Source organism: Paenibacillus oryzae (genome assembly GCF_001675045.1).
GTDB lineage: Bacteria > Bacillota > Bacilli > Paenibacillales > Paenibacillaceae > Pristimantibacillus > Pristimantibacillus oryzae.
This window is the reverse complement of sequence record NZ_LYPA01000074.1, coordinates 68,162-88,633: the sequence shown is the minus strand read 5'-3', so window position 1 is coordinate 88,633 and position 20,472 is coordinate 68,162. Positions and strand designations below refer to the sequence as shown.

17 protein-coding genes and 1 pseudogene are annotated in these 20,472 nt (G+C 49.4%); 10 read left to right on the top strand and 8 right to left on the bottom strand.

Annotated features, from left to right (window positions below):
• The first annotated feature begins 8 nt into the window (after nucleotides 1-8).
• The gene (locus A7K91_RS21410) at nucleotides 9-653 is read left to right on the top strand and encodes a response regulator transcription factor (protein WP_068686513.1); all 645 of its coding nucleotides are present in this window, start codon (nucleotides 9-11) and stop codon (nucleotides 651-653) included.
• Nucleotides 654-683: 30 nt separating this feature from the next.
• Here the strand turns inward: A7K91_RS21410 and A7K91_RS21405 are convergent, their stop codons facing one another.
• The 4 genes from A7K91_RS21405 to A7K91_RS21390 form a co-directional block, all read right to left on the bottom strand.
• On the bottom strand, nucleotides 684-1,577 hold the full coding sequence (locus A7K91_RS21405; protein WP_068686512.1) for a 6TM ABC transporter family protein: 894 nt from the start codon (nucleotides 1,575-1,577) through the stop codon (nucleotides 684-686).
• A 13-nt stretch (nucleotides 1,578-1,590) separates the two neighbouring features.
• Nucleotides 1,591-2,322 carry a hypothetical protein gene (locus A7K91_RS21400; RefSeq protein ID WP_068686511.1) on the bottom strand — a complete coding sequence of 244 codons (732 nt, stop codon included), beginning with the start codon at nucleotides 2,320-2,322 and terminating at the stop codon, nucleotides 1,591-1,593.
• A 2-nt stretch (nucleotides 2,323-2,324) separates the two neighbouring features.
• Nucleotides 2,325-3,536, bottom strand: a complete 1,212-nt coding sequence (locus A7K91_RS21395) for an SPFH domain-containing protein (protein ID WP_068686510.1) — start codon at nucleotides 3,534-3,536, stop codon at nucleotides 2,325-2,327.
• 202 nt (nucleotides 3,537-3,738) lie between these two features.
• A complete protein-coding gene (locus A7K91_RS21390; protein WP_068686509.1) occupies nucleotides 3,739-5,109 on the bottom strand; it encodes an FAD-dependent oxidoreductase in 1,371 nt (456 codons plus the stop codon).
• Between the two features lie 353 nt (nucleotides 5,110-5,462).
• Between A7K91_RS21390 and A7K91_RS21385 the strand changes: the two genes are divergently transcribed.
• Nucleotides 5,463-7,424 carry an AraC family transcriptional regulator gene (locus A7K91_RS21385; protein ID WP_068686508.1) on the top strand — a complete coding sequence of 654 codons (1,962 nt, stop codon included), beginning with the start codon at nucleotides 5,463-5,465 and terminating at the stop codon, nucleotides 7,422-7,424.
• Between the two features lie 150 nt (nucleotides 7,425-7,574).
• On the opposite strand, the gene A7K91_RS21380 is transcribed toward A7K91_RS21385, so the two are convergent.
• On the bottom strand, nucleotides 7,575-8,252 hold the full coding sequence (locus tag A7K91_RS21380) for a PspA/IM30 family protein (RefSeq protein ID WP_068686507.1): 678 nt from the start codon (nucleotides 8,250-8,252) through the stop codon (nucleotides 7,575-7,577).
• A gap of 51 nt (nucleotides 8,253-8,303) precedes the next feature.
• Nucleotides 8,304-8,522 (bottom strand): PspC domain-containing protein, encoded by a 219-nt coding sequence (locus A7K91_RS21375; protein ID WP_068686506.1) that lies wholly within the window; start codon nucleotides 8,520-8,522, stop codon nucleotides 8,304-8,306.
• Between the two features lie 307 nt (nucleotides 8,523-8,829).
• Between A7K91_RS21375 and A7K91_RS21370 the strand changes: the two genes are divergently transcribed.
• Together A7K91_RS21370 and A7K91_RS21365 are read left to right on the top strand one after the other, a co-directional pair.
• Nucleotides 8,830-9,984: a response regulator gene (locus A7K91_RS21370; RefSeq protein ID WP_082967650.1), complete on the top strand. Its 1,155-nt coding sequence runs from the start codon at nucleotides 8,830-8,832 to the stop codon at nucleotides 9,982-9,984.
• An 18-nt stretch (nucleotides 9,985-10,002) separates the two neighbouring features.
• Nucleotides 10,003-13,176, top strand: coding sequence for a hybrid sensor histidine kinase/response regulator (locus A7K91_RS21365; protein WP_068686505.1), 3,174 nt, complete (start codon nucleotides 10,003-10,005; stop codon nucleotides 13,174-13,176).
• Nucleotides 13,177-13,326: 150 nt separating this feature from the next.
• On the opposite strand, the gene A7K91_RS21360 is transcribed toward A7K91_RS21365, so the two are convergent.
• Nucleotides 13,327-13,764, bottom strand: a complete 438-nt coding sequence (locus A7K91_RS21360; RefSeq protein ID WP_068686504.1) for a helix-turn-helix domain-containing protein — start codon at nucleotides 13,762-13,764, stop codon at nucleotides 13,327-13,329.
• 305 nt (nucleotides 13,765-14,069) lie between these two features.
• Between A7K91_RS21360 and A7K91_RS21355 the strand changes: the two genes are divergently transcribed.
• Genes A7K91_RS21355 through A7K91_RS21330 form a run of 6 tightly spaced genes read left to right on the top strand, consistent with a single transcriptional unit; the run spans nucleotide 14,070 to nucleotide 19,889 of the window.
• Nucleotides 14,070-14,432 (top strand): response regulator, encoded by a 363-nt coding sequence (locus A7K91_RS21355; RefSeq protein WP_068686503.1) that lies wholly within the window; start codon nucleotides 14,070-14,072, stop codon nucleotides 14,430-14,432.
• A gap of 31 nt (nucleotides 14,433-14,463) precedes the next feature.
• On the top strand, nucleotides 14,464-14,664 hold the full coding sequence (locus A7K91_RS21350) for a helix-turn-helix domain-containing protein (protein ID WP_211274556.1): 201 nt from the start codon (nucleotides 14,464-14,466) through the stop codon (nucleotides 14,662-14,664).
• Between the two features lie 46 nt (nucleotides 14,665-14,710).
• Nucleotides 14,711-15,763, top strand: a complete 1,053-nt coding sequence (locus A7K91_RS21345; protein ID WP_068686502.1) for a protein-glutamate methylesterase/protein-glutamine glutaminase — start codon at nucleotides 14,711-14,713, stop codon at nucleotides 15,761-15,763.
• 19 nt (nucleotides 15,764-15,782) lie between these two features.
• On the top strand, nucleotides 15,783-16,211 hold the full coding sequence (locus tag A7K91_RS21340) for a chemotaxis protein CheW (RefSeq protein WP_068686501.1): 429 nt from the start codon (nucleotides 15,783-15,785) through the stop codon (nucleotides 16,209-16,211).
• 12 nt (nucleotides 16,212-16,223) lie between these two features.
• Nucleotides 16,224-18,257, top strand: coding sequence for a chemotaxis protein CheA (locus tag A7K91_RS21335; RefSeq protein WP_068686500.1), 2,034 nt, complete (start codon nucleotides 16,224-16,226; stop codon nucleotides 18,255-18,257).
• 42 nt (nucleotides 18,258-18,299) lie between these two features.
• Entirely contained in the window at nucleotides 18,300-19,889 is a 1,590-nt protein-coding gene (locus tag A7K91_RS21330) for a methyl-accepting chemotaxis protein (RefSeq protein WP_068686499.1), read from the top strand.
• Between the two features lie 138 nt (nucleotides 19,890-20,027).
• On the opposite strand, the pseudogene A7K91_RS27400 reads toward A7K91_RS21330, so the two are convergent.
• Nucleotides 20,028-20,234: pseudogene (locus A7K91_RS27400) on the bottom strand (TM2 domain-containing protein); the annotation flags it as partial.
• Between the last annotated feature and the right edge of the window lie 238 nt (nucleotides 20,235-20,472).

The following is a 20,472-nucleotide window of genomic DNA, read 5'->3' as shown; positions in this document are numbered from 1 at the left end:
TGATCAATATGATTTCATTGCTTATTGTAGATGACGATCCTTATATAAGAGAAAGCCTTGAGATGATTTTGGGCATGCAGGAGGGACTAGAGGTGGCCGGCGTTTGCGCCAATGGCTATGAAGCTCTGGAATTTCTTCAGACGCGCGGCGCCGTCGACATAGTACTGATGGATATCCGTATGCCGGAATGCGACGGCGTAATGGGAACCGGCCTTATCAAGGGGGCATTCCCCTCTATCGGCGTGTTGATTCTGACCACCTTCGACGATGATGATTACATAGTTGAAGCGATCAAACGGGGCGCAAACGGCTATTTGCTTAAAAACACGCCGCCTCAAATCATCATTGATGCCATCCGGACAGTTGCGAAGGGGCATATGCTGATTGATCCCAAAATAGCCCGAAAGCTGGCGGGTTGGCTGAATCATGAACCGCAATCGCCGGATCATAAGGACGCCAGGCTGGAACGGCTTGGATTAACCAAGGCGGAGCAAGGGATCGTGCGAAAGGTTTCGGAGGGGCTGTCCAACAAAGAAATCGCCCAGACCTTATATCTGAGCGAAGGGACAGTCAAAAACTATATATCCGAAATATTGGGCAAGCTTTCCTTGCGGGACCGCACGCAGCTGGCGATTTATTATTTGAAGCTGTAGTCCGTCTGACCAGGGCCAGCAAGTTTTCCATCAGGTTAATGCAGTGCCGCAATATTCGCATACGGCGCCTTGACCAGGCACAACATTTTGCTGCGCTCCGCAGCCCTTGCACGCCACGGATTGCGGGGCGCGCTGGGGTCTGGTCGGCGGGGAGGAGGCAGTATCCGCCGACTTATGAAGCAGCGGTTCTCGAGTCGACTGCTTCGCTGCAGCTGCTTTGCGTTTTGCTTCTTCTGCCGCCCCCGCTTGCCGCCGTGCTTGCTCCGCTTGGCCTGCAGCCGCTTGTCTTCTCATTTGCTCGGCCTGCTCCGCTTGCCGGGAAGCTTTTAAATACGCTTCTTGCGAGGTCATCTGGGGCGCTTGCTGAATATTTTGTCCATAAGCTGGCGCCGCATTTTGCATGCTATTGCGCTTGGCACTGGCTTTTTTAAGCATGCTGCTGCCGATCCAGACGCCTGTAATTGCGGGAATAACCATTAACATAAAAGAGATTACGGCAGCTACCCAATTGCCTGAAATTGTTCCTTCTTCCGCTGGATTCGACATTATAGCTCCCACAACTATAATCGTTGTGAATAATAGCCCAAATAACCCATAGAAGACCGATATTACAATTAATATAATACCTCCGATACGCATTCCTGTTTTCCTTTCTGCTTTGGCATTAACTTGATTCCCTTGCAATGCAGATGAATTCTGTGTCGGGTTGGCAAGCTCGATAGCTTTTCGGCCCGCTTTTCTAGATAATACAAAGAAAAGATAGGATAAGCCGAAAATAATAGCAAGAACAATGATCATAATTAATTTGTCATCAGGACCTGCAGATGTTTCCGTTGCAACTAAATATGCGCCAACCCCCATAACCACACCGACAATGAAGGTTGCGATGCCAAGAAAAAACAACAGAGTAGATAATCCGCGCACTTGGCCCTCCCCCCTACTTCATAGACGCCAATTGCAGGTTTCTAAGCTTGGCTTCGTTAACTGTTTCGATAACTTTTTGCTGAAGCTCCTTGATTTTGGGGCTGTGCGAAGGCTGTTCTCGATTGGCGTCAATCATTTGGGATAATACCTGGAGATCCAGGTGTAATGTATACTCTATTTCGGCCAATGCCGGAATCGTTGCAGGATCGCTGTATTTAATAATATCAGCCAATTCATCGACCTCTTTTTGCAGCAGTCTTCTTTTGTCCGGCTCCCAGTGCTCCAGCTTGGCACGGGCAAGCGCCGAGGCTGCGATAATGCTGCTCCAGCCAGCGGTGCGCTCCGTATCATGGCGAAAGCCTGAAGCCATTTTCCGTCGTGCCGCATAAAGCAGACCGCCCAGTATAACCGTAATCAACAGAACGGCTGCATGAATAACGACGTATGCCATCAGCGGCATAAACGTCATAAAGGAAAGGATTAAAGATACAGCAGTATATCCTCCAATTACTATTAGCAGCGACAAATTGGAGGGTATGGAATGCTGAGCACCTCTTTTTCGTGAAATGCTTGTTGCCAATAGCCATGATGCAGTTTCCCCGCCAATCAGAGAACAAAAACCAATAATCGTTTTAATGCTCCAGTTCTCTAACGGCAGGGCGACGATAAACAAAATAGCAGTTAAAGCGACGGCGGCCATATAAATCAAAATTGCGGCAAAGGCGCCTCTTTTCTCTGTAGTCATGTTTATTGACCTCCAGTCGGCTGAACGCTGCCACATTGATGACAAAATTTTGCGCCCCCCTGCAACGGTTCCTTGCAGCTTACGCAAGGCCTGGGCAGCTCCGTGCCGCAGCCGCGGCATTTGGCGCTATCATCTGGAACATCTGCTCCGCAAGAAGGACAAGCATGGTACGGGTCGCCGCATTTAGCGCAGAAACGGGCATCCTTTGCTAAAGGTTCACCGCATTTGTCACAACTGTGCGATTTGGCCGCGGCTCCCGCACCGACGTTTTTGCCGCAGGAGCTGCAGAATAAAGCATCTGGGGAAATGGACGCTTTACAGTGAGGGCAAGGCGTAGCTGCTTGCGCATTTATAACGCCAGACATATTCGACATTTGCCCGCCAATCGCTCCTCCCATTACACCGCCCAATTGGGCTCCCATAAAGAGTGGAGCTGAACTACCGCTGTTTGTTGCCGCGCCTTCCATAATATCGAGGGAGCGCTGCTGCTGGTAATTAAAGCCGACCAAATCCATTTCCATCCGTTTGTTCAGCACGCTGCGCAGCTTTTCAATAGAAGGATCATTCTCCGGCACATTTATGTTTTCAAAATAAAAATGATGCAGCTTGATGCCATATTCCTTCAGCGCTTCTCCAATCCGCGCCTCCGAAACTCGGGAGATTTCGCCTACAAATGCGTTGATCTCCAGTGTACTGATTCCCTTTTGCAGCAAATAGGCAGTCAGCACTTCCGTAACGCTCATAATAATGACGCCTCGCAAGTGCTGGGACAACGCTTCGCGCGTGAAGCGGGGAAGAGTTCCCACCAGCTTTAACAAAAATCGGCGGCTATCCTCGATAGTTAACCCGAATTGTCCGAATGCGCGAATTGGCACCATTATATTGAACTTGGCATCCTTGATCTGGATGGGCGAGCTGGTTCCCCATTTAATATTCATTACGCTAATTTTATTGACATACCAAACCTCGGCGGCAAATGGAGATTTTCCGCCAAAGGGAATATTTATTAATTTGCTCAAAATAGGAATATTGGCCGTACTCAACGTATGGCGTCCCGGGCCAAAGCTGTCCAGCGCTTTACCGTCCTTGAACAAAATAGCTTCCTGCGTTTGATTGACGATAAGCTGGGTCCAAGTACCAAGCTCTCCGTCAGGATGCTTCCATGCATATACATCCGGCGAACCGTCATATTTGACTACGTCGATAATTGCCACGATTGCACACCTCTTGTGTCTTCTATTAGGAAAATAGCCCCATTCCTATTTCTATTTTAATAGAAAGAGTGGTGGTCGGCTACCATTTTTGCCAGATTGGCAGGGAAGGCTGCTCCAGACGCAAAAAAACCGCTCCTTATGCAAGGAGCGGCAGGGGCCGGATGGGAATGGAATTGCTGCTAATTAGCGGGTAAGCGATGGATTAGATGGTTTGCAGCTTTTCTGCTTGCTGAACCTCACCCTGCAGGCCGGCCTGGTTAAGCAGGTTCCAAGGCTTGTTGTAATGCGGCTGGAAGAAGAAGTCGACAAAAGCAAGCTCATCCATTGTCATCTTGTTCTGGATGCATACCGACATCGTATTGATGCTTTGCGTCAGGTCCGCCTTCGACATAATTTGCGCGCCTACAATAACACCGGTATCGGCTTTATAAACAACCTTCAGCGTAACCTTTTCGTAGGTCGGCATAAATTCGGGACGGTAGTTATCTTCGATTGTAACATTTTTCACATTCAAGCCCGCAGCAAGAGCAGCCGTTTCGGTCAAGCCTGTCGATGCGATATTGTAATCGTAAATTTTGATGCCCGAGGTTGCTTGCGTGCCCAGATATTTGACCGTCGGCTCAAGCAGGTTGCGGGCAACCAGCGTTCCCATGCGCACGGCATTGGTTGCAAGCGGGATGTAGGCATGTTCGCCGGTTGGATTGTAATGAACCGCGCAGCTGTCTCCGGCAGCGAATACATCCGCCTTGCTGGTGCGCATATACTCGTCAACCATGATCGCTCCGTTCGGCAGCATATCTACTTGGCCCTTGAGCAGCTCGGTGTTTGGACGGAATCCGATGCAGAGGACAACCATGTCGGCTTCGTATTGGCCTTTGTTGGTCATCACGGTTGTGACCTTGCCTTTTTCGTTCCCTGCGAACGATTGAACGGTTTGGCCAAGCGCAAGCTCAACACCTTTTGCCTGCAAATCCTGCTCGGTAACATCTGTAAATTCCTTGTCCAAATATTTGTACAGGACGCGGTCCATATTATCTATAAGCGTAACTTCCTTGCCCAGCATTTCAAAAGCTTCTACCAGCTCGATACCGATATAGCCTGCGCCAACAACGGCGATACGGCGGGCATCCTTGGCTTTTTCAATGATGGCTTGAGCGTGATTGTAGTTTTTGCAAAGCATAACATTATCGAGATGAATGCCGTCCATTTTGGGGATGATCGGCCACGAGCCGGTCGTAACCACCAGCTTGTCAAAATGATGCTGGAACTCTTCTCCTGTTTCCAGATTGCGGGCACGTAGCAGCTTGGCATCCGTATCCACCGATAATACATCGTGGCGCATTAAAGTCGTTACGCCAAGCTCGGCCAGCTGAGTCGGCGAGGAGTAGAACAATTCCTCGGCCCGCTGGACCACGCCGCCAACGTGTAGGGCGATGCCGCACGAGAGGAAGGAGATATTATCGTTTCGTTCAAACACGGTAATGACAGCTTCGGGATACAATTTGGCGATGTTTACAATGGCGGCGGTTCCGGCATGGGTGCATCCAATCACAGCAATGTTAAGTGGTTTCATCAGGTAGTACCTCCCAGGTTTGTATTTAAAAACTTTCAGATTATGCTTCAGATAGGGGCCATTTTTTTGCCCGAGATGCTGGATATAAATAAAGCATCCCCTTTTTGACGGTAACTATGAGAATTAATTCACAACCAACTGCATTAATGTGATTTGTTTCACAACCTTATGTCACAATCATAGACGATCCTTCTCCAAAAGACAATAGATAAATTGTGACAAAATTCACATCTTGAATATTAGCATCTGTAGTGTTCAATTTTCCGTGCTGCTCTATAAGTGATAATGATTATCATGTATACTACTATAACAGCGATGGTTGTTTGGAGCGGTTCAGCAAGGAGTTGAAGGAGATGCAGTTGGAAAACAGGCTGCTGATATGGGAGCAGTACAATAGCAGAGTGACGGATATTCGCTATTTGCGTTTAAATGCGGATTATCAATACCATTGCTCCGTCTTGCCATCAAGCGTATTTTTATTCGCGGAGCAAGGAAGCGCAAGCGTTACGATTGACGATAAACAATTTTATAGCTCTCCCTTCCATGTCCTGCATCTGTGCAAGGGCAGCAGGCTCCAATTGGAGCGACGCTCAGAATGCGGGGAGTTTTCCTGCTATATGGTGTACTATAAAGCGTCGGCTCCGTTTCCGCCACGGCGTTATTTGGCCGAGTTAATGAAGCGGGGAAATCCGTTTAGCCTGCAATACGGCCTTGTTCCGGTGTCGCCAAGTGAGATGCTCGGAAGAGTGGAGGAGATGCGCCGAAGCTGGGATAGCGGTCTGATGCTGGAACGATTTCGTGTGAAAGGCTTATTTTATACAACCGTATATGAAGTGCTGAGCCAGTTGGAGAGTGTTGATGAAGGGATATCTCACGTAGACCCCGTTGCGCTTGCCGTCCGTTATTTGAATGATCACTACAAAGATAATGCGGGAATTCAAAATCTGGCCCGGCGGCTTGGGTGGAGTCCGCGCCACTTGACGCGACGATTTAAGGAAACGATGGGACTCAGCCCGGTGGAATATTTGACCTGGATACGGATGGCGCATGCCGGTAAGCTGTTGCTGCATTCGGGATTTGGCCTACAGGCTATTGCTGAGGCCATCGGTTATTCTGACAGTTATCATTTTGCCAAAATGTTCAAGAAGCATGTCGGCATCGCCCCGATGCGTTTTAGAAAGGCTAACAATGAAAGCTTGCTTCGTCTGAAAATGCCATCGCTTTTGTCGCATTATGACATTGCTGTAAATAGCAAAGACCTTTATATTGGTTATGATAATCATTATCAATATAAAGGAGAGAAAATGAAATCCATGAAAGTCATGAACAAATCATCCATTATGCTGGCGCTGATGATATCGCTGACGCTTTTGCTGGGAGCATGCTCCGGCGTATCAACAAATGGCGCTGCGGGAAATAGCAGCTCGACCGCGCCAGCACAAACAGCTGCCGCAATCGCAGATCCAGCAGCGCAGCCTGAATCTGCAACTCGCGTTATAAAAACGGTCAAAGGTGATGTTGAGGTGCCGCGCAATCCCGAGCGCGTAGTTGTGCTGTATTTGCTAGGAGATGTGCTGTCGCTTGGCATTGTTCCCGTAGGCGTCTCGTCTGTTTATGAGGGAGCCGCATTCCAGGATCGGCTTTCAGATATCCAGTCGCTGGGCGAATGGTTTGAGCCTAGCCCGGAGGCAGTATTGGCATTGGCCCCGGATTTGATCATTGTGCCTTCGGAGGAGACATACGATATGCTGAAGGATATTGCGCCTACGGTGTATTTGCCTTATTTTGAAATGTCAACGGAAGAGCGCTTGAGCATGCTGGGGGAAGTATTAAGCCGCGAGGGAGAATCCAAAGCGTTAATGGAAAACTTCCTCGCCAAGGTGGAGGAAAGCAAGATCAAGCTGAAGGAAGCAGGTATATTGGACAAAACCGTATCCATTATGGAGGGCGGAAAAGGCAATATGGCTGTTGTTGACACGATCAATTATGGACGGGGCTCTCAAATAATTTATGAATATTTGGGTATGAAAGGTCCGGAAAAGCTTCAGCATAATATTGAAACGCTGGAGGCCGCCAACGCGCAATCCATTTCGTTCGAGGTGCTTCACGAATATGCCGGCGACTATATTTTCCGCTCCTCATATGACGGGATGGTGGATCTGTCGGATCATACGATCTGGAACAACATTCCTGCAGTTAAGGAAGGACGTCTGATAGAAATCAGCTTTGGGCTATCCTACTACAACGATATTTATTCTCTGGATAAGCAGTTGGACTTTATCGTGGAAAGCTTGCTGGCAACACAAGAGCAATAGATCCAGCAGCAAGAGGGGCAAAAGGACTGCTCAAAAAGCCGGTTCAAACCAATAAGCTGGAGCAGAAACAAGATGTTTCTCTCCAGCTTATTGGTTGTGGGGTTTACCTAGAGGTTGTCCATGAACACACTCTTTATGTTTAAGGCGGCGTTAGCTGCCGGATTTTTTGTTCAGCAGACGCTGAAGCTCTTCCTCTACCCGCTCATTCCGTCCTTCTTGGGCGACGGCTGCCGGGGAAAAGGAGTCCGTTGCGGAATAACCGTTGGCGGATTTGGAAAGCTCGCGCTGGGCTTCCCATTCCATCACCTTTTGTTCAATCCGGTCAAAGCCCCGCGAGGCCTGGCTTACCGCCCCGTTTAGAGTGGACGACGCAAAATTGGTTGTTGCGCTGGCCGTTCTGACACGGGCCGCCAGCTCCGCACGTTTGCTATGCAGACGCACGCGCTCTTCCTTCAAGCTTTCAATCCGTTCGCTTAGCTCCTCTGCCGCCTGACGGGCGATTTGCTGAAGGCGGATCGTTTCCTCGCCTTGCTCCAGATACAGCAGCTTGGCCTCAAGCGCTGCGCGGGCTTCTGTTTCGCGGTCCGCCGCTGCGGCTTGAATCGCTTTTTCCTCGTAATGCCCGGCTTGCGCCTGCTGTTCCTTCAGCTTGGATGCGAGAAGCCGTTCCTGTGCCTGCTGGCTGGCAGCGTTGCGTTCCGTTGCTGCAATTTCCTCGTCAAGCTCGCGCAAATATTGGTTCAGCATCATAACCGGATTTTCGAATTTGTCCAAAACCTCGTTAGCCGCTGCTTTTGTCATGCTGAATACTCTTTGTAAAATTCCCATTTGATCTCTCTCCTTTTTATCGTTGTTGTTTACAACACGCCTTATTATTGGTTAGTAGTAGTAGTTGCTGTTTGTGTAGCCTTGAAAGGGCTCTTTGGGTACGAACATGGAAAGCACGAAGTAGATCAATGCCGTAGTGCCAAAGCTGAAAAAGAGGGAAATGACGACGAGAACTCTGATAACGGTGGGATCAATGCCCAGCCATTGTCCGAAACCTCCGCATAATCCAGTAATTTTGCTGTCTCTTACCGACCGATAAAGTTTGTTCATTAGGATTCATCCTTTCGTGTGTTTCTTCTATGTCTCTATCTTACAAAAGTGAGCTTGAAGCGGTAACGGTCCGTGGTCTATTCTTGATGCTGGCCTTTAGGCGGGGATGGTCCGGGTCGGGGGGCGGGGCATCCAGTACAATTGCGTAAAAGCGGCTTTGATTGTGTTGTACAGAATGTATAGAACATGTCCAGAGTCAGGCGTTATAATTGATCTGTAAGTAACGCGGGATGCTATCTGGCATTTGCGTCGTCATGGTATTATTGAAGGGTAGGAATGACATTTTTACGATGCGGGGACATGGGATATGCTGAAGGTCATATTGGTAGATGATGAGGAGCCGGCTTTGATTCATTTGGAGCGTTTGCTCCAGAACGACGGCAGGGTTCAAATTACAGGAAAATACACATCGGCGAAGGAAGCTCTTCAGCATTTATCGCCCGAGCATGCCGATATTGCTTTTCTCGATATTGGCATGCCGGAAGTGAATGGTCTGGAAGCCGCGGAGTTGATCCAAGAGAAGTTTCCTTCTATCCGAATTGTTTACGTTACGGCTTATTCCGCTTATGCGGTGGAAGCCTTCGAGTTGTATGCGCTGGATTATTTGCTTAAACCTGTGGATGCGGACCGGATCAGAAAAACGATCGATCGTGTTTTGGAATATATGGCGATGTCGGGCAAGCATGCCGAGCGTACGGAAGCTGCGGCGGCTGCGGCTGATGTCATAACCGTTCGCTGCTTCAAGCGCCTGGAGCTTGTCAACGGAGTAGATTCCAGGGAAAAGGTCAAGTGGCGCACCAAAAAAGCCCAGGAGCTTTTTGCCTACCTGCTGCATTTGAGAGGGGCATGGGTAACGAAAGAGCGGCTGATCGAAAAGCTCTGGCGGGAACAGGAGCAAGACAAGGCGATTACATATCTGCACCATTCCGTGTCCCGGATCAGACATTTGCTGCGGGAGTGGGGGGCAGCCTGCACCGTGGAATACGAGGATGAAAGCTACCGTCTTCCATTAGGCGGCTTTCAGACGGATGTGGACGAGTTTGAACAAATCGTTTCTGGCTCGGGCGGCTTGCGGCTTGCCGACTGGAACAAATATGAATATGCCCTCTCGCTTTACCATGGCGAATATTATGAGGATCACAATTACGAGTGGGCCGAAACTAAACGGTTGAATCTTCAGCAAAGCTATTTTCAATTAATATGCAGCATGGCCAGGCTTGAGCTGGAGGAAAACAAAAACCAGGAGGCTCTGCAGCGCTTGCTGCGTGCGCAGGAGCATTTTCCTTATTCGGACGAGCTGTGCCGTCTGGTTATGCAATGCTACCAAAAATTAAATCACGCCATTATGGTGAGAGAAAGCTATCAAACGTTCCGGGATACGCTAATGAATGAATTGGGCGTGTTGCCTGAACACCATACAACGGAGCTGTATTATAAGCTATTTAGCGCAGAGCTACAGTAGGCAGAAGGATGTGATGAGTTGAGAAAGCAATTATGGGGCATCCTTCTTTTTTTTCTGATTATCTCGGCAATACCGGTCATCAGCTTTATTCGCCACCAATGGGGGGCCGATTCTCTTCCTTATGCAAAAGACGGTGTTCTGGATTTACAAGAATGGAATTTGGAATCTCAAGGGGCCGTTGCGCTTAGAGGCGAGTGGGAATTTTATCGCGATCAGCTGCTTGGACCGGAGCATTTTGCCGCGTCAGCAGAAGCAGCGGGAGAGAGGCCTGCGTTGTCGGGCCTTTTTGAGTTGCCCGGAGGATGGAATGATTATATTTCGGAAAACGGCAAGCGTGAAGGGACGGGATTCGGCACCTTTCGTTTGCTCGTCAAGCTGTCGGGTGACGAGAAGGTTACCTATGGCATTCGCACAACCAATATCCGAATGGCCAACAAGCTTTTTTTGGGCGACCAGGAAGTCGGGGCCAGCGGAGAACCAGGGCCAACAAAAGAACTCTCTATTTCATCTAATATTCCTTACATCGGCTTTGCCGAGCTAAAAGGCAATTCGGTCGAAATCATTATACAAGTATCCAATCACGTCTACGCCAATGGCGGCATTTTACATCCCGTATGGTTTGGGCTGGAGCAAGATATCCTGTCGCTAAGGGATGTCGGCTTGTTCGGCGACTTTATTAGCATTGTTGGCTTTTCGCTGTTTTTCTTGTTTTTTATGTTTCTTTATTTTATGAGGCGCGGTGAAAAGCCGCTGCTTTATTTGGCGCTTTTTTGCGGATCGCTTCTAGTGTTCGTAGTAACGCATGGAGAAAAGCTGCTGGGTCAGCTTTTGCCGGATATGCCTTATGAGCTGATGCTTCGACTGCAAATCGTATCAACAACCTTCGGATACCTGTTCCTGCTCCACTACATTAATGTGTCCGTGCCTGGCGCCATGAGCGGCAGACTCTTTCGTTTTACGAAAATACTGGCTTGGATTTCACTGGTAGTAGGGGTGCTGCTGCCGCCTTTGATTTACTCCAAATGGTTTATTGTTCCGGCTCTTATATTCTGCATCATTATTTCGGTTTTGTTGTTTGTGCTGGGAAGAGGTGTGGCAAAAAAAACGCCCGATGCGTATTTCCTGCTTTTGAGCGCTATAAGCCTCAGCATTTACGCTTTTGTTAATTTGATTCAGCTTCAAGGGATGCTGGACATGCAGTTTTATTTGTCCTATGAGCTTCTGGTTTTCGTTATTGTGCAAATTTTGATGCTGGCCCGGCGCTTCTCTTCCTCATTCAGCAAGGTGGAGCAGCTATCCCACAAGCTTGTTACGCTGGACGGGCTTAAGGATGAATTTATGGCGAATACGTCCCATGAGCTGAGAACTCCCCTGCATGGCATCGTAAATATTGCTGAATCGCTGCTGGAGGGCGTAGCAGGCAAGCCGGATTCCGATCAAGCCCGGCAGCTTGGAATGATTGCGGCCACCGGCAGAAGGCTTAATTTCTTGATCCATGACATTTTGGATTTTTCCACCCTGCGGAATGGACAGCTTTCGCTGAATCTCAGGTCTGTAAAGCTGCAGGCAGCTGCGCAATCCGTCATTGAGGTCATGGAGCCTTTGCTGCACAAAAAGGGACTGTACCTGAAGCAGGGGTGGCCTCCCGACCTTCCGCGAGTGAATGCCGACGAGGACAGGCTACGCCAGATTTTGTTTAATCTGATCGGCAATGCCGTCAAATTCACTCATCGCGGCGGAGTGCGGATTTATGGCGAGCTGCTGGACGGCATGGTTCGCATCAGCGTTGCCGACACCGGGATTGGCATACAAAAGGAGCAAATGGAGTCCATCTTTCTTCCCTACCATAGCGGCGCAAGCGATGCCGAATCGCCGCGAAGTCCGGGAACGGGCATCGGCCTAGGCATTACCAAAAAGCTGATCGAGCTGCATGGCGGCCAAATCAGCGTAAGCTCCACGCCTGGGGAAGGCTCGGTTTTCTCCTTTACAATGCCCGTTGCATTGAATCAGTCGGAAGCGGAGGAGGCTGTGAAAAAAAACTCGCTTCCTCAAACGGCGGGACAGCCCCCTAGCAGTGGCGAGCGGCATCCAGCGAACGAACCAAGCGATGATCCGGGGCATTTTACGGTGCTGGTCGTTGATGATGACCACGTCAATCTGCAGGTGCTGATCAACCTGATGTCGATTGAGCATTACAGCGTCATTGCCGTTGATAACGGAGAAGAGGCGCTGGAGGTGCTTAGCGGCAACAACGGGGTAGATTTGGTTATTACGGATTGGATGATGCCGGAAATGTCCGGCCTTGAGCTGTGCAGGCGCATTAGAGAGCGGTTCACCCTATCGGAGCTTCCCGTGCTGATGCTGACCGCACGAAATCTGGCAGGAGATATCGGTACGGCTTTTGGCGCAGGCATAAACGATTTTCTCAATAAGCCAGTAGATTCTGTTGTACTGAGGGCCAGAGTACGGACATTGCTGGAGCTGCGTCGTTCCTTCCAAAGCGTCATTCGTTCGGAGCTTGCTTTTTTGCAGGCGCAGATCAAGCCGCACTTTTTGTATAACGCCTTGAATACCATTATATCCGTTTGTCCTACGGACCCTGACAAGGCAACGCAATTGCTGCTTGATTTAAGCAAATATTTGCGCAGCAGCTTTGATTTTCACAGCAGACAGCAGCTCGTCAGTCTGGAGCGGGAGCTGGAGCTTGTTCAATCCTACGCCGCTCTCGAGCAAGCTCGTTTTGGCAAACGGCTGGTTATGGAATATGAGGTGGAGGAGGGACTGCAGCTGTTTATTCCTCCGCTAAGCATTCAGCCGATCGTTGAAAATGCGGTCCGCCATGGCGTAACGCAGAAGGCGGCAGGCGGGACGGTTGTGCTAAAAGTAGCTCAGGAGCAGGACAAGGTCATTATTTCCGTTCGTGACAACGGCAAGGGGATAAAAGCCTCCGAACGGAGCAGCCTGCTGCAGGACAAGCGCCACGCCGGCGGCGTAGGCCTGATGAATATTCACCGCAGGCTGCTGTCGCTTTACGGAGGCAGCGGGTTGCATATTGAAAGCGTTGAGGACATCGGGACGCTCGTTTCATTTGAAGTGCCCTGGTCTCCCGTTCAACAGGACGACAGCGTCCTGCTGAGCGACAAGGAAAGGGTTGAAACGAGCGAAAGGATCAGACGGTATCCGATACAATAAGATGCAGAGGAAAGGGCTGTCCCAAAAGTCTTGACTTTTCGGACAGCCCCTTTGCAACAATGGAGATTATAAGAGGCTTCACAGACATTAGGGGAGTATGTGGATCATCTTTTTGTGGAAAAAATACCACTTTTAATTAGAAAATAGCGATTAGCAATTTTCTTGACTAGAAAACCCCTGCGTAGTGGGACTATAGTCTTGCTGCTCGAATATCAAATAGCACATAAATTTTTCTATATGTTTTCTATTGTCTTTATTTAACATCTTGAATTTGGAAATGAGTTCTTTTTCGGCGATATGTTCGGTTAATAGTTCTGAATCCAATCGTCCAGAAGCTTCCCCCAGACTTAAGTTCTCGTTCATGATTTCAATCGATTGAGGAGCCGTTCCTGTTCCCATCAGAAGCCAATTCACATCGGTCGAAAACTGTTGTGCCACAGATACCAGCGTATCGGCGGAGGGTTTGTTTTTCCCTTTTTCGATATCGCTTAGTCTTCCTTGTGAAAGGTTTATTCTGCCGGCAAATTCGGCTTGTTTTAATCCCGTCAGTTTCCTTAAATATTGAAATCTTTCAGCGAAAGTATGCATAGCTCTCCTCCCGTTTCGTTCTATATCCTAAATCAGATAAATAATGAAGAAATTATTGCAAAAATCTCATATCAGATATATGATTAAAATAATACTATTATCTCCTCATTATTATATCACCAGAGGCGGTATTTGGATGTTGGGTAAATAACCTTACAAAACGAAATACATTATTTGTATGTAAATAAAAAATCACCATCCGTTGACTATAAGACTCAAGGCCTACATACGCGGATGGTGATTTTTTTATTTATAGCCTGTCGTTTTATGGCGAACGATGAAATGAAAGGGGGAAAAGTAAGGAAATGAAGACGGTTTTGATTGCGGATGATGCAGCATTTATGCGTGCCTCCATGAGCGAAATTCTGGCGGCCAACGGATTTTCCGTTGTGGCGGAAGCGAGTGATGGTTTGGAAGCGGTCCATTTATATGAGGAGCACCGGCCTGATGTCGTAACGATGGATATTACGATGCCCACCATGGATGGCCTGACAGCAATCCGAAAAATCATGGAGCTTGATCCTGACGCAAGCATTGTCGTGTGTTCCGCAATCGGACACCGGGATATGGTGGTTGAGGCTATTCGCGCAGGCGCAAAGGATTTTATTATTAAGCCGTTTCACCGTAATCGCGTCGTCAGTACGCTGCGTGATGTTTTGTCCTATTAATATGAGGTGAGGATAAGATGAGGTGCAAAGGATGATCAAGTCCAATCAGCTTACCCGTTTTGGTTTGGAAGTAAAGCGGGAGCTGCTCGAAAGGCGGATGACGCAAAAGCAGTTTTGTGAGAGGGAAGGAATACCCGTTAACCGGTTTACAGAAATTTTGTACGGAGTTCGTCCCGGCAAACGTTATCGAAGCAAAATCGCCGATGCACTTAATATTAAAGGCCCCTATTGATATCGGCGCTTGAAGCGGCTTCAGAATGTGTGAAAGGAAAGGGGCCATGTATCGCATATTGATTGTGGATGATTCATTGTTTATGCGTAATCTGTTATCCAGATACATAGAGGAAGCTGGCATGAAGGTTGCAGGCACAGCCCGTACAGGTCTGGAGGCAATTGAAAAAACGGCTTTATTAAAGCCGGATGTGATCACGATGGACATTGAAATGCCGGACATGGATGGAATATCGGCGCTGACGGAAATTATGGCAAAACATCCAACTCCCGTTATTATGATCAGTTCCTTCACCAAGGAGGGAGCTTCCGAGACGGTTCGCGCTTTGCAGGCCGGCGCTGTTGATTTTATAACGAAACCTACGGGCTCGGCGCTGTTTGATATTTACAGGATCAGAATGGATCTGGTCAAAAAAATCAAGGCGGCTTATGGAGCCCCTGTAGGACGGCTCCGCCGTTTGGCGGGATTGGAGAAAAAAAACGCTGCTTTACCCCGCATAGAGGAGGCCTCTATGAAGCCCGTAACCCAAATTGTGGCGGTGGGCGCTTCAACAGGCGGGCCGCAGGCATTAACGGAGCTGTTGTCGGGACTTCCGGCGCATTTCCACCATCCTATCGTTATTGTTCAGCATATGCCGCCCAAATTTACGGCATCGCTGGCAGAGCGCTTGAATACAGTCACTCATCTGAATGTTGTGGAAGTAAAGGACGAGCAGCCCATTGGCAATAACGGCGTTTACATTGCCCCGGGAGATTTCCATCTCAATGTGATGGAGACAAGAAAAGGATACGCGGCAAGCCTCCATCAAAAAGAAACCGGCAGCAGGCATCGTCCTTCCGTGAACGAGATGTTTCGTTCTGTATCCGCTCTTCAAGGCATAAAACGCCATTTTGTACTTTTAACGGGGATGGGAGATGACGGAGCGGAGCAAATGCTGCTTGCAAGACAGGACGGGGCTGCCGCATCAACGATTGCGGAAGCAAAGGACACCTGTATTGTGTATGGAATGCCAAAAGCAGCAGTAGAGCGGGGAGCGGCCCAGTACCAGCTGCCCCTTCATGAAATCGGCCGCAAGCTTGTTGAACTGACCAGGGTGTAATCAGAAAGGGAGCCAGCATATGAGCGAGACAGCACTGACACAGTATGTGCAATTCGGAATTGGCAATGAAAGTTATGCCATCAAAATCGCCGAGGTGCACGAAATCATTACGATGCAGGATATTACGGAAATACCGAACTGTCAGTTTTATGTAAAAGGCGTGATTAATCTTCGGGGCAAAATTATTCCGGTAATCAGCCTTCGTTCGCTTTTTTCATTGCAGGATCAGCCGTATTCAAAAGCTACTCGCATTATTGTCGTTCATCATCAGGAGGAAGCCGTCGGTCTTATTGTTGATCGGGTTCACAAGGTTGCGCGCTATGAGGATATCCAGCCTCCGCTTGAACGTATCGGTGGGATAAACGGCGCCTATTTTACCGGTATTGGCGTTTCGGACAAAGAACTCGTCGGTATTTTGAAAATCGATGAAGTTTTGCTACGGAAGTAAGGGGGAGCTGGCATGTCCGATTACGTTGAATATAGAGATATTTTTCTGGAGGAGCTAGGCGAACAGATCGACGAGATGGAGGAGGAGCTGCTGCGGCTGGAGCAGCAAGGCGCAACTGCAGAAGGCATCCAGCGTTTATTCCGCGTTGCTCATACGATAAAGGGCTCGTCCGCTGCAATGGGGTATGAGGAATTGAAGGACCTGACCCATGAGTGGGAGCATCTCCTGGATATGCTGCGCAGGAAGGAACTTGTCATGACGCGCGAGCTGGACCATTTGTTTTTTGAATGTCTGGACAGCATCAAGGATATGCAAGGAAATATCATTCGGAATACTGCCTTGTCCTCGTCGGTTCATATCGCCGCCCGTCTTAAGGCGTATACCACTCAAGGAAAGACAGAACAGTCTTCCTGTCCTGAACAACCGGAATGGCCGGAGGATGCTGTTGCGCTCATTAACCAATATGGCCGCGATGGGGAGAGGCTTCAATGGGCGGAAATTGTGCTGGTTGATGACTGCCTGATGAAGATGGCGAGAATAAGCGTTATCGATCTGAAGCTGCGCGGCATATGCGAGGTATTGTGGAGCGAGCCGAAGCTTGATGGCTCGGACGCTGAAGAGCCGGAAGGAAGGATTCGCTGGCTGCTGGCGCCCGGAACGCCGCTTGATCAGGTTGCGTCGATTTTGGAGTCGCAATTTGAAGTTGCAAGCTCAACCACGGGCGAAGTTGCCGCAGGGGAGGACTGCGCTGATGCAGATGCTTTGATTAGCGAAAGCGGTGAAGCGGTATTTTTGCGAAGTGAATCGGAGGATCGCCCGGAGATCAGCAGCTTTCCGGCAGCGGATAAGAAGCATTCCAGTCAAACGATTCGGGTAAAGGTTGAGCGGCTGGAGGAGGTTATGAACCTGCTTGGGGAGCTGGTTATCGACCAGACTCGCATGAAGCAGGCCTCTCTAACCCTTAAGCGGCAATACGGTTCATCCGAGGCGCTTGAGGGGATGGTCGAAATTACGGATCACTTGTCCAGATTGGTTGGCGAGCTGCAAGAAAACGTCATGAAGGTCAGGATGCTGCCAATCGAGCAGCTGTTGAACCGTTTTCCCCGAATGGTAAGGGATTTGGCTCTGACATTAGGCAAAGACGTCGATTTGGTTGTTGAAGGCGGCGATACGGAACTGGATCGCACTTTAATAGAAGAAATCGGCGACCCGCTTATCCATTTGATCCGCAATGCGGTGGACCATGGCATCGAGGTTCCTGAAAAGCGGATAGCGGCCGGAAAGCCTGCAAAAGGTGTTGTGAAAATTCGGGCGTCCCACGAGGATAATCAGGTGGTAATCGCCATCTCCGATGATGGAGCGGGCATTGATCCTGCCGCACTGCGCCGCTCGGCATTTGCCAAAGGCGTCATTTCGGAAGAAGAAGCCGCTATGCTGGACGAGTTTAAAAGCTTGCGCCTTATTTTTCAGCCGGGATTTTCTACGGCGACAGCGGTTAGCGACATTTCCGGCCGTGGTGTCGGGATGGATATCGTCCGGACGGATATTGAACGGCTAAATGGAAGGATCGACATTGATACGGCTTTGGGAAAAGGAACTACCTTTATTATTCGTCTGCCGCTTACGCTGGCGATTACAACCGGTCTTTTGGTCAAGGCAAGCGATCAGCGTTTTATTCTGCCCATGAGCTCGGTTGTTGAAATTGTGCGGGTAGACCTGTCCGAGCTGCAGATGATCAAGGGATCGCCTGTGCTGGCGATACGGAATCAGCTTTTGCCGCTTGTCTGGCTTCATGATTTGTTTGGCTATTCGCGAGGGGCGGGGAACGGCGGGAAAGTGCCGGTTGTTGTCATTGCCAGCGCGGAGCAGAAAATGGCCGTTTGCGTGGATGAGCTGCTGGGCAACCAGGAGGTTGTGATCAAGTCGCTTGGCGCCTATGTCGGTAAAGTGCCATGCATCTCCGGCGCTACGATTCTAGGCAATGGAAAAATAGCGTTGATCCTGGAAACGGGAGGCTTGTTCAAAAAGGCTAATGGCTTCATCTGATAAGGAACAGCGGGATTATAATCAGACAGGGAGGCAATACAGATGAAATGGTTTATGAATTTACGCATAAGCGTCAAGCTGATCTCCGCCTTTATTATTATTTCAATTTTGATGGCAGGCGTCGGGGTGTATGGACTTACTAACCTGAACAATTTGAACGTGACCTTGAAAAAAATGTATCAGGATCAGCTTATTCCGGTCAGGGAAGCCTTGCAGGCTAGTGTCAGCTACAACCAGCTGCGTACTTATGCACGGGATATGTATATGGCAAAAACGCCGCAGCAAAATGCCGATGCCGAAAAGAGGCTTGAAGAGGCGAAACGAGAAGTGGTAAATCGGATCGACAGCTACAGGGCTACCAATTTAACGGAGGCTGGCCGGGCAATTATCGAGTCTTTTGATAATGCGTGGAATGAATACGATTCTTTGCTTGTGAAAGCAGTCGAATTTAACAAGCAGGACCGGCTGGACGAGCTGTTTGACTTGATTAATGGCGATTTGGTTTCCAAAGGGAACGACCTTGCAAAAATATTGGACGATAGCGCCGACATTAATGTAAAAGAGGCGGAAGAGGCCTACCAAGATGGACAGGCTCTTTATGATTCGGCTCTTATGGGCACCATCATTTTTGTTGTTGCCGCATTTGCCTTGTGTATTCTGTTCGGCATCATTCTTGCCAAAATTATATCCAGGCCGCTTGCCCAAATGGTTCAAATTGCAGGGAAAGTGGCGGATGGCGACTTGCGTCAAAAGGCAACTCTTGATACGCATGACGAGGTTGGTTTGCTGGCGGCATCCTTTAACAGCATGATTGACAAGCTGAACGGGACGGTGGGCAATATTGTGTCATCCTCTCACAGCGTAGCTGCGGCCGCGGAGCAAATCTCCGCAAGCACTCAAGAAATTGCCAGCGGCAGCACCTCGCAGGCGACGGCTGCTCAAACGATCAACGAGCTGTTTAGCGAGCTGACGTCCGCAATACAGGCTGTTGCGGAAAGCACGGAAGAAGCCTCCGAGCTCTCCGATGCAACGATGAAGCTGGCGGGTGAAGGCAAGGTCATTATTGAATCGTCGCTCATGAGCATGAACGGAGTGCGCGAGCAGATGGCGCAGCTGGAGCGGGATTCCCATCAAATCGGCGATATCATCGAAGTAATTGAAGATATTTCTGATCAAACGAATTTGCTTGCGTTGAATGCTGCTATTGAAGCTGCGCGGGCGGGCGAGCAAGGCAGAGGCTTTTCGGTTGTAGCCGACGAAGTGCGCAAGCTGGCGGAGCGCAGCGGCGAGGCGACGAAAAAAATTGCGTCGATTATTCAAGGCATGCAGGAAAATACGAAAAGAAGCGTTGCGGCTGTACAGGAAACCGCTCAACTGTCGGAGCAATCCGGCGAAGCCTTCCAAAAGATCAGCAGCATGGTTAATGATTCCGGTCAACGGGTTTCGGAAATTGCCGCTGCAAGCGAGCAGCAGGCAGCCCAGGCAGCCAACGTGCTGACGGCGGTGGAAAACATTTCTGCGGTGACGGAGGAAGCGGCGGCAGTCAGCGAGGAGTCAGCGTCGACGGCTCAATCGCTTGCCCAATTGGCGGAGGATTTGCAGCAAACCGTCTCCGTGTTCAAAACCGTTTAAAGAACAGACAGCAGCGAGATAGGGAAAGAGGGAGATACGAGCCTTATGGCTGGTTTCTCCCTCTTCTTTTTGGTTTAAGCCGCCCTTTGGCTGCGCACGCTCCTGCATAAAGGGCAATCGGGTATATCAAATGCATCCTTATCTGCTGTATTTCATATGGAAGTTGTGATCATTGGAGGCCAAATAAATAATACCTTCGATAAAGCCGATAAAAGCCGGAATAGAAGTCCAGCAAAACAACAAATACACGATGCCCCAGCCGATTCTGCCCAGGTAAAACTTATGGATGCCAAATCCGCCCAGGAAGATGCCTAGCAAACCGGCAACGATTTTGTTTTTCTGATTGTAATAGACGGGAGGCTGGGAGTAGCCGTATGGCTGATTCCCATAGGGCTGCTGCTGATATTGCTGGTTGCCGTAAGGCTGCTGTTGGGCTTGCTGCTGGCTAAACCATTCCTGTGGCGGAGGCGGCGGTGGCGCAGACGGGTATGAAGACGGATTGCCGGCCAGCTTTGCGCCGCAATTTGAACAATGTGCGGCTTTAGGCGCAACGGGCGCTCCGCAGGAAAAACAATGTTTTGTT

Bases quoted from the DNA above. Each gene is read 5' to 3' on its own strand.
- A7K91_RS21410 (WP_068686513.1), top strand. From the start codon at position 9: ATGATTTCATTGCTTATTGTAGATGACGATCCTTATATAAGAGAAAGC.
- A7K91_RS21380 (WP_068686507.1), bottom strand. From the start codon at position 8,252: ATGGGAATTTTACAAAGAGTATTCAGCATGACAAAAGCAGCGGCTAAC.
- A7K91_RS21360 (WP_068686504.1), bottom strand. From the start codon at position 13,764: ATGCATACTTTCGCTGAAAGATTTCAATATTTAAGGAAACTGACGGGA.
- A7K91_RS21330 (WP_068686499.1), top strand. From the start codon at position 18,300: ATGAAATGGTTTATGAATTTACGCATAAGCGTCAAGCTGATCTCCGCC.
- A7K91_RS21370 (WP_082967650.1), top strand. From the start codon at position 8,830: ATGCTGAAGGTCATATTGGTAGATGATGAGGAGCCGGCTTTGATTCAT.
- A7K91_RS21375 (WP_068686506.1), bottom strand. From the start codon at position 8,522: ATGAACAAACTTTATCGGTCGGTAAGAGACAGCAAAATTACTGGATTA.
- A7K91_RS21340 (WP_068686501.1), top strand. From the start codon at position 15,783: ATGAGCGAGACAGCACTGACACAGTATGTGCAATTCGGAATTGGCAAT.
- A7K91_RS21400 (WP_068686511.1), bottom strand. From the start codon at position 2,322: ATGACTACAGAGAAAAGAGGCGCCTTTGCCGCAATTTTGATTTATATG.
- A7K91_RS21345 (WP_068686502.1), top strand. From the start codon at position 14,711: ATGTATCGCATATTGATTGTGGATGATTCATTGTTTATGCGTAATCTG.
- A7K91_RS21355 (WP_068686503.1), top strand. From the start codon at position 14,070: ATGAAGACGGTTTTGATTGCGGATGATGCAGCATTTATGCGTGCCTCC.
- A7K91_RS21335 (WP_068686500.1), top strand. From the start codon at position 16,224: ATGTCCGATTACGTTGAATATAGAGATATTTTTCTGGAGGAGCTAGGC.
- A7K91_RS21390 (WP_068686509.1), bottom strand. From the start codon at position 5,109: ATGAAACCACTTAACATTGCTGTGATTGGATGCACCCATGCCGGAACC.
- A7K91_RS21385 (WP_068686508.1), top strand. From the start codon at position 5,463: ATGCAGTTGGAAAACAGGCTGCTGATATGGGAGCAGTACAATAGCAGA.
- A7K91_RS21350 (WP_211274556.1), top strand. From the start codon at position 14,464: ATGATCAAGTCCAATCAGCTTACCCGTTTTGGTTTGGAAGTAAAGCGG.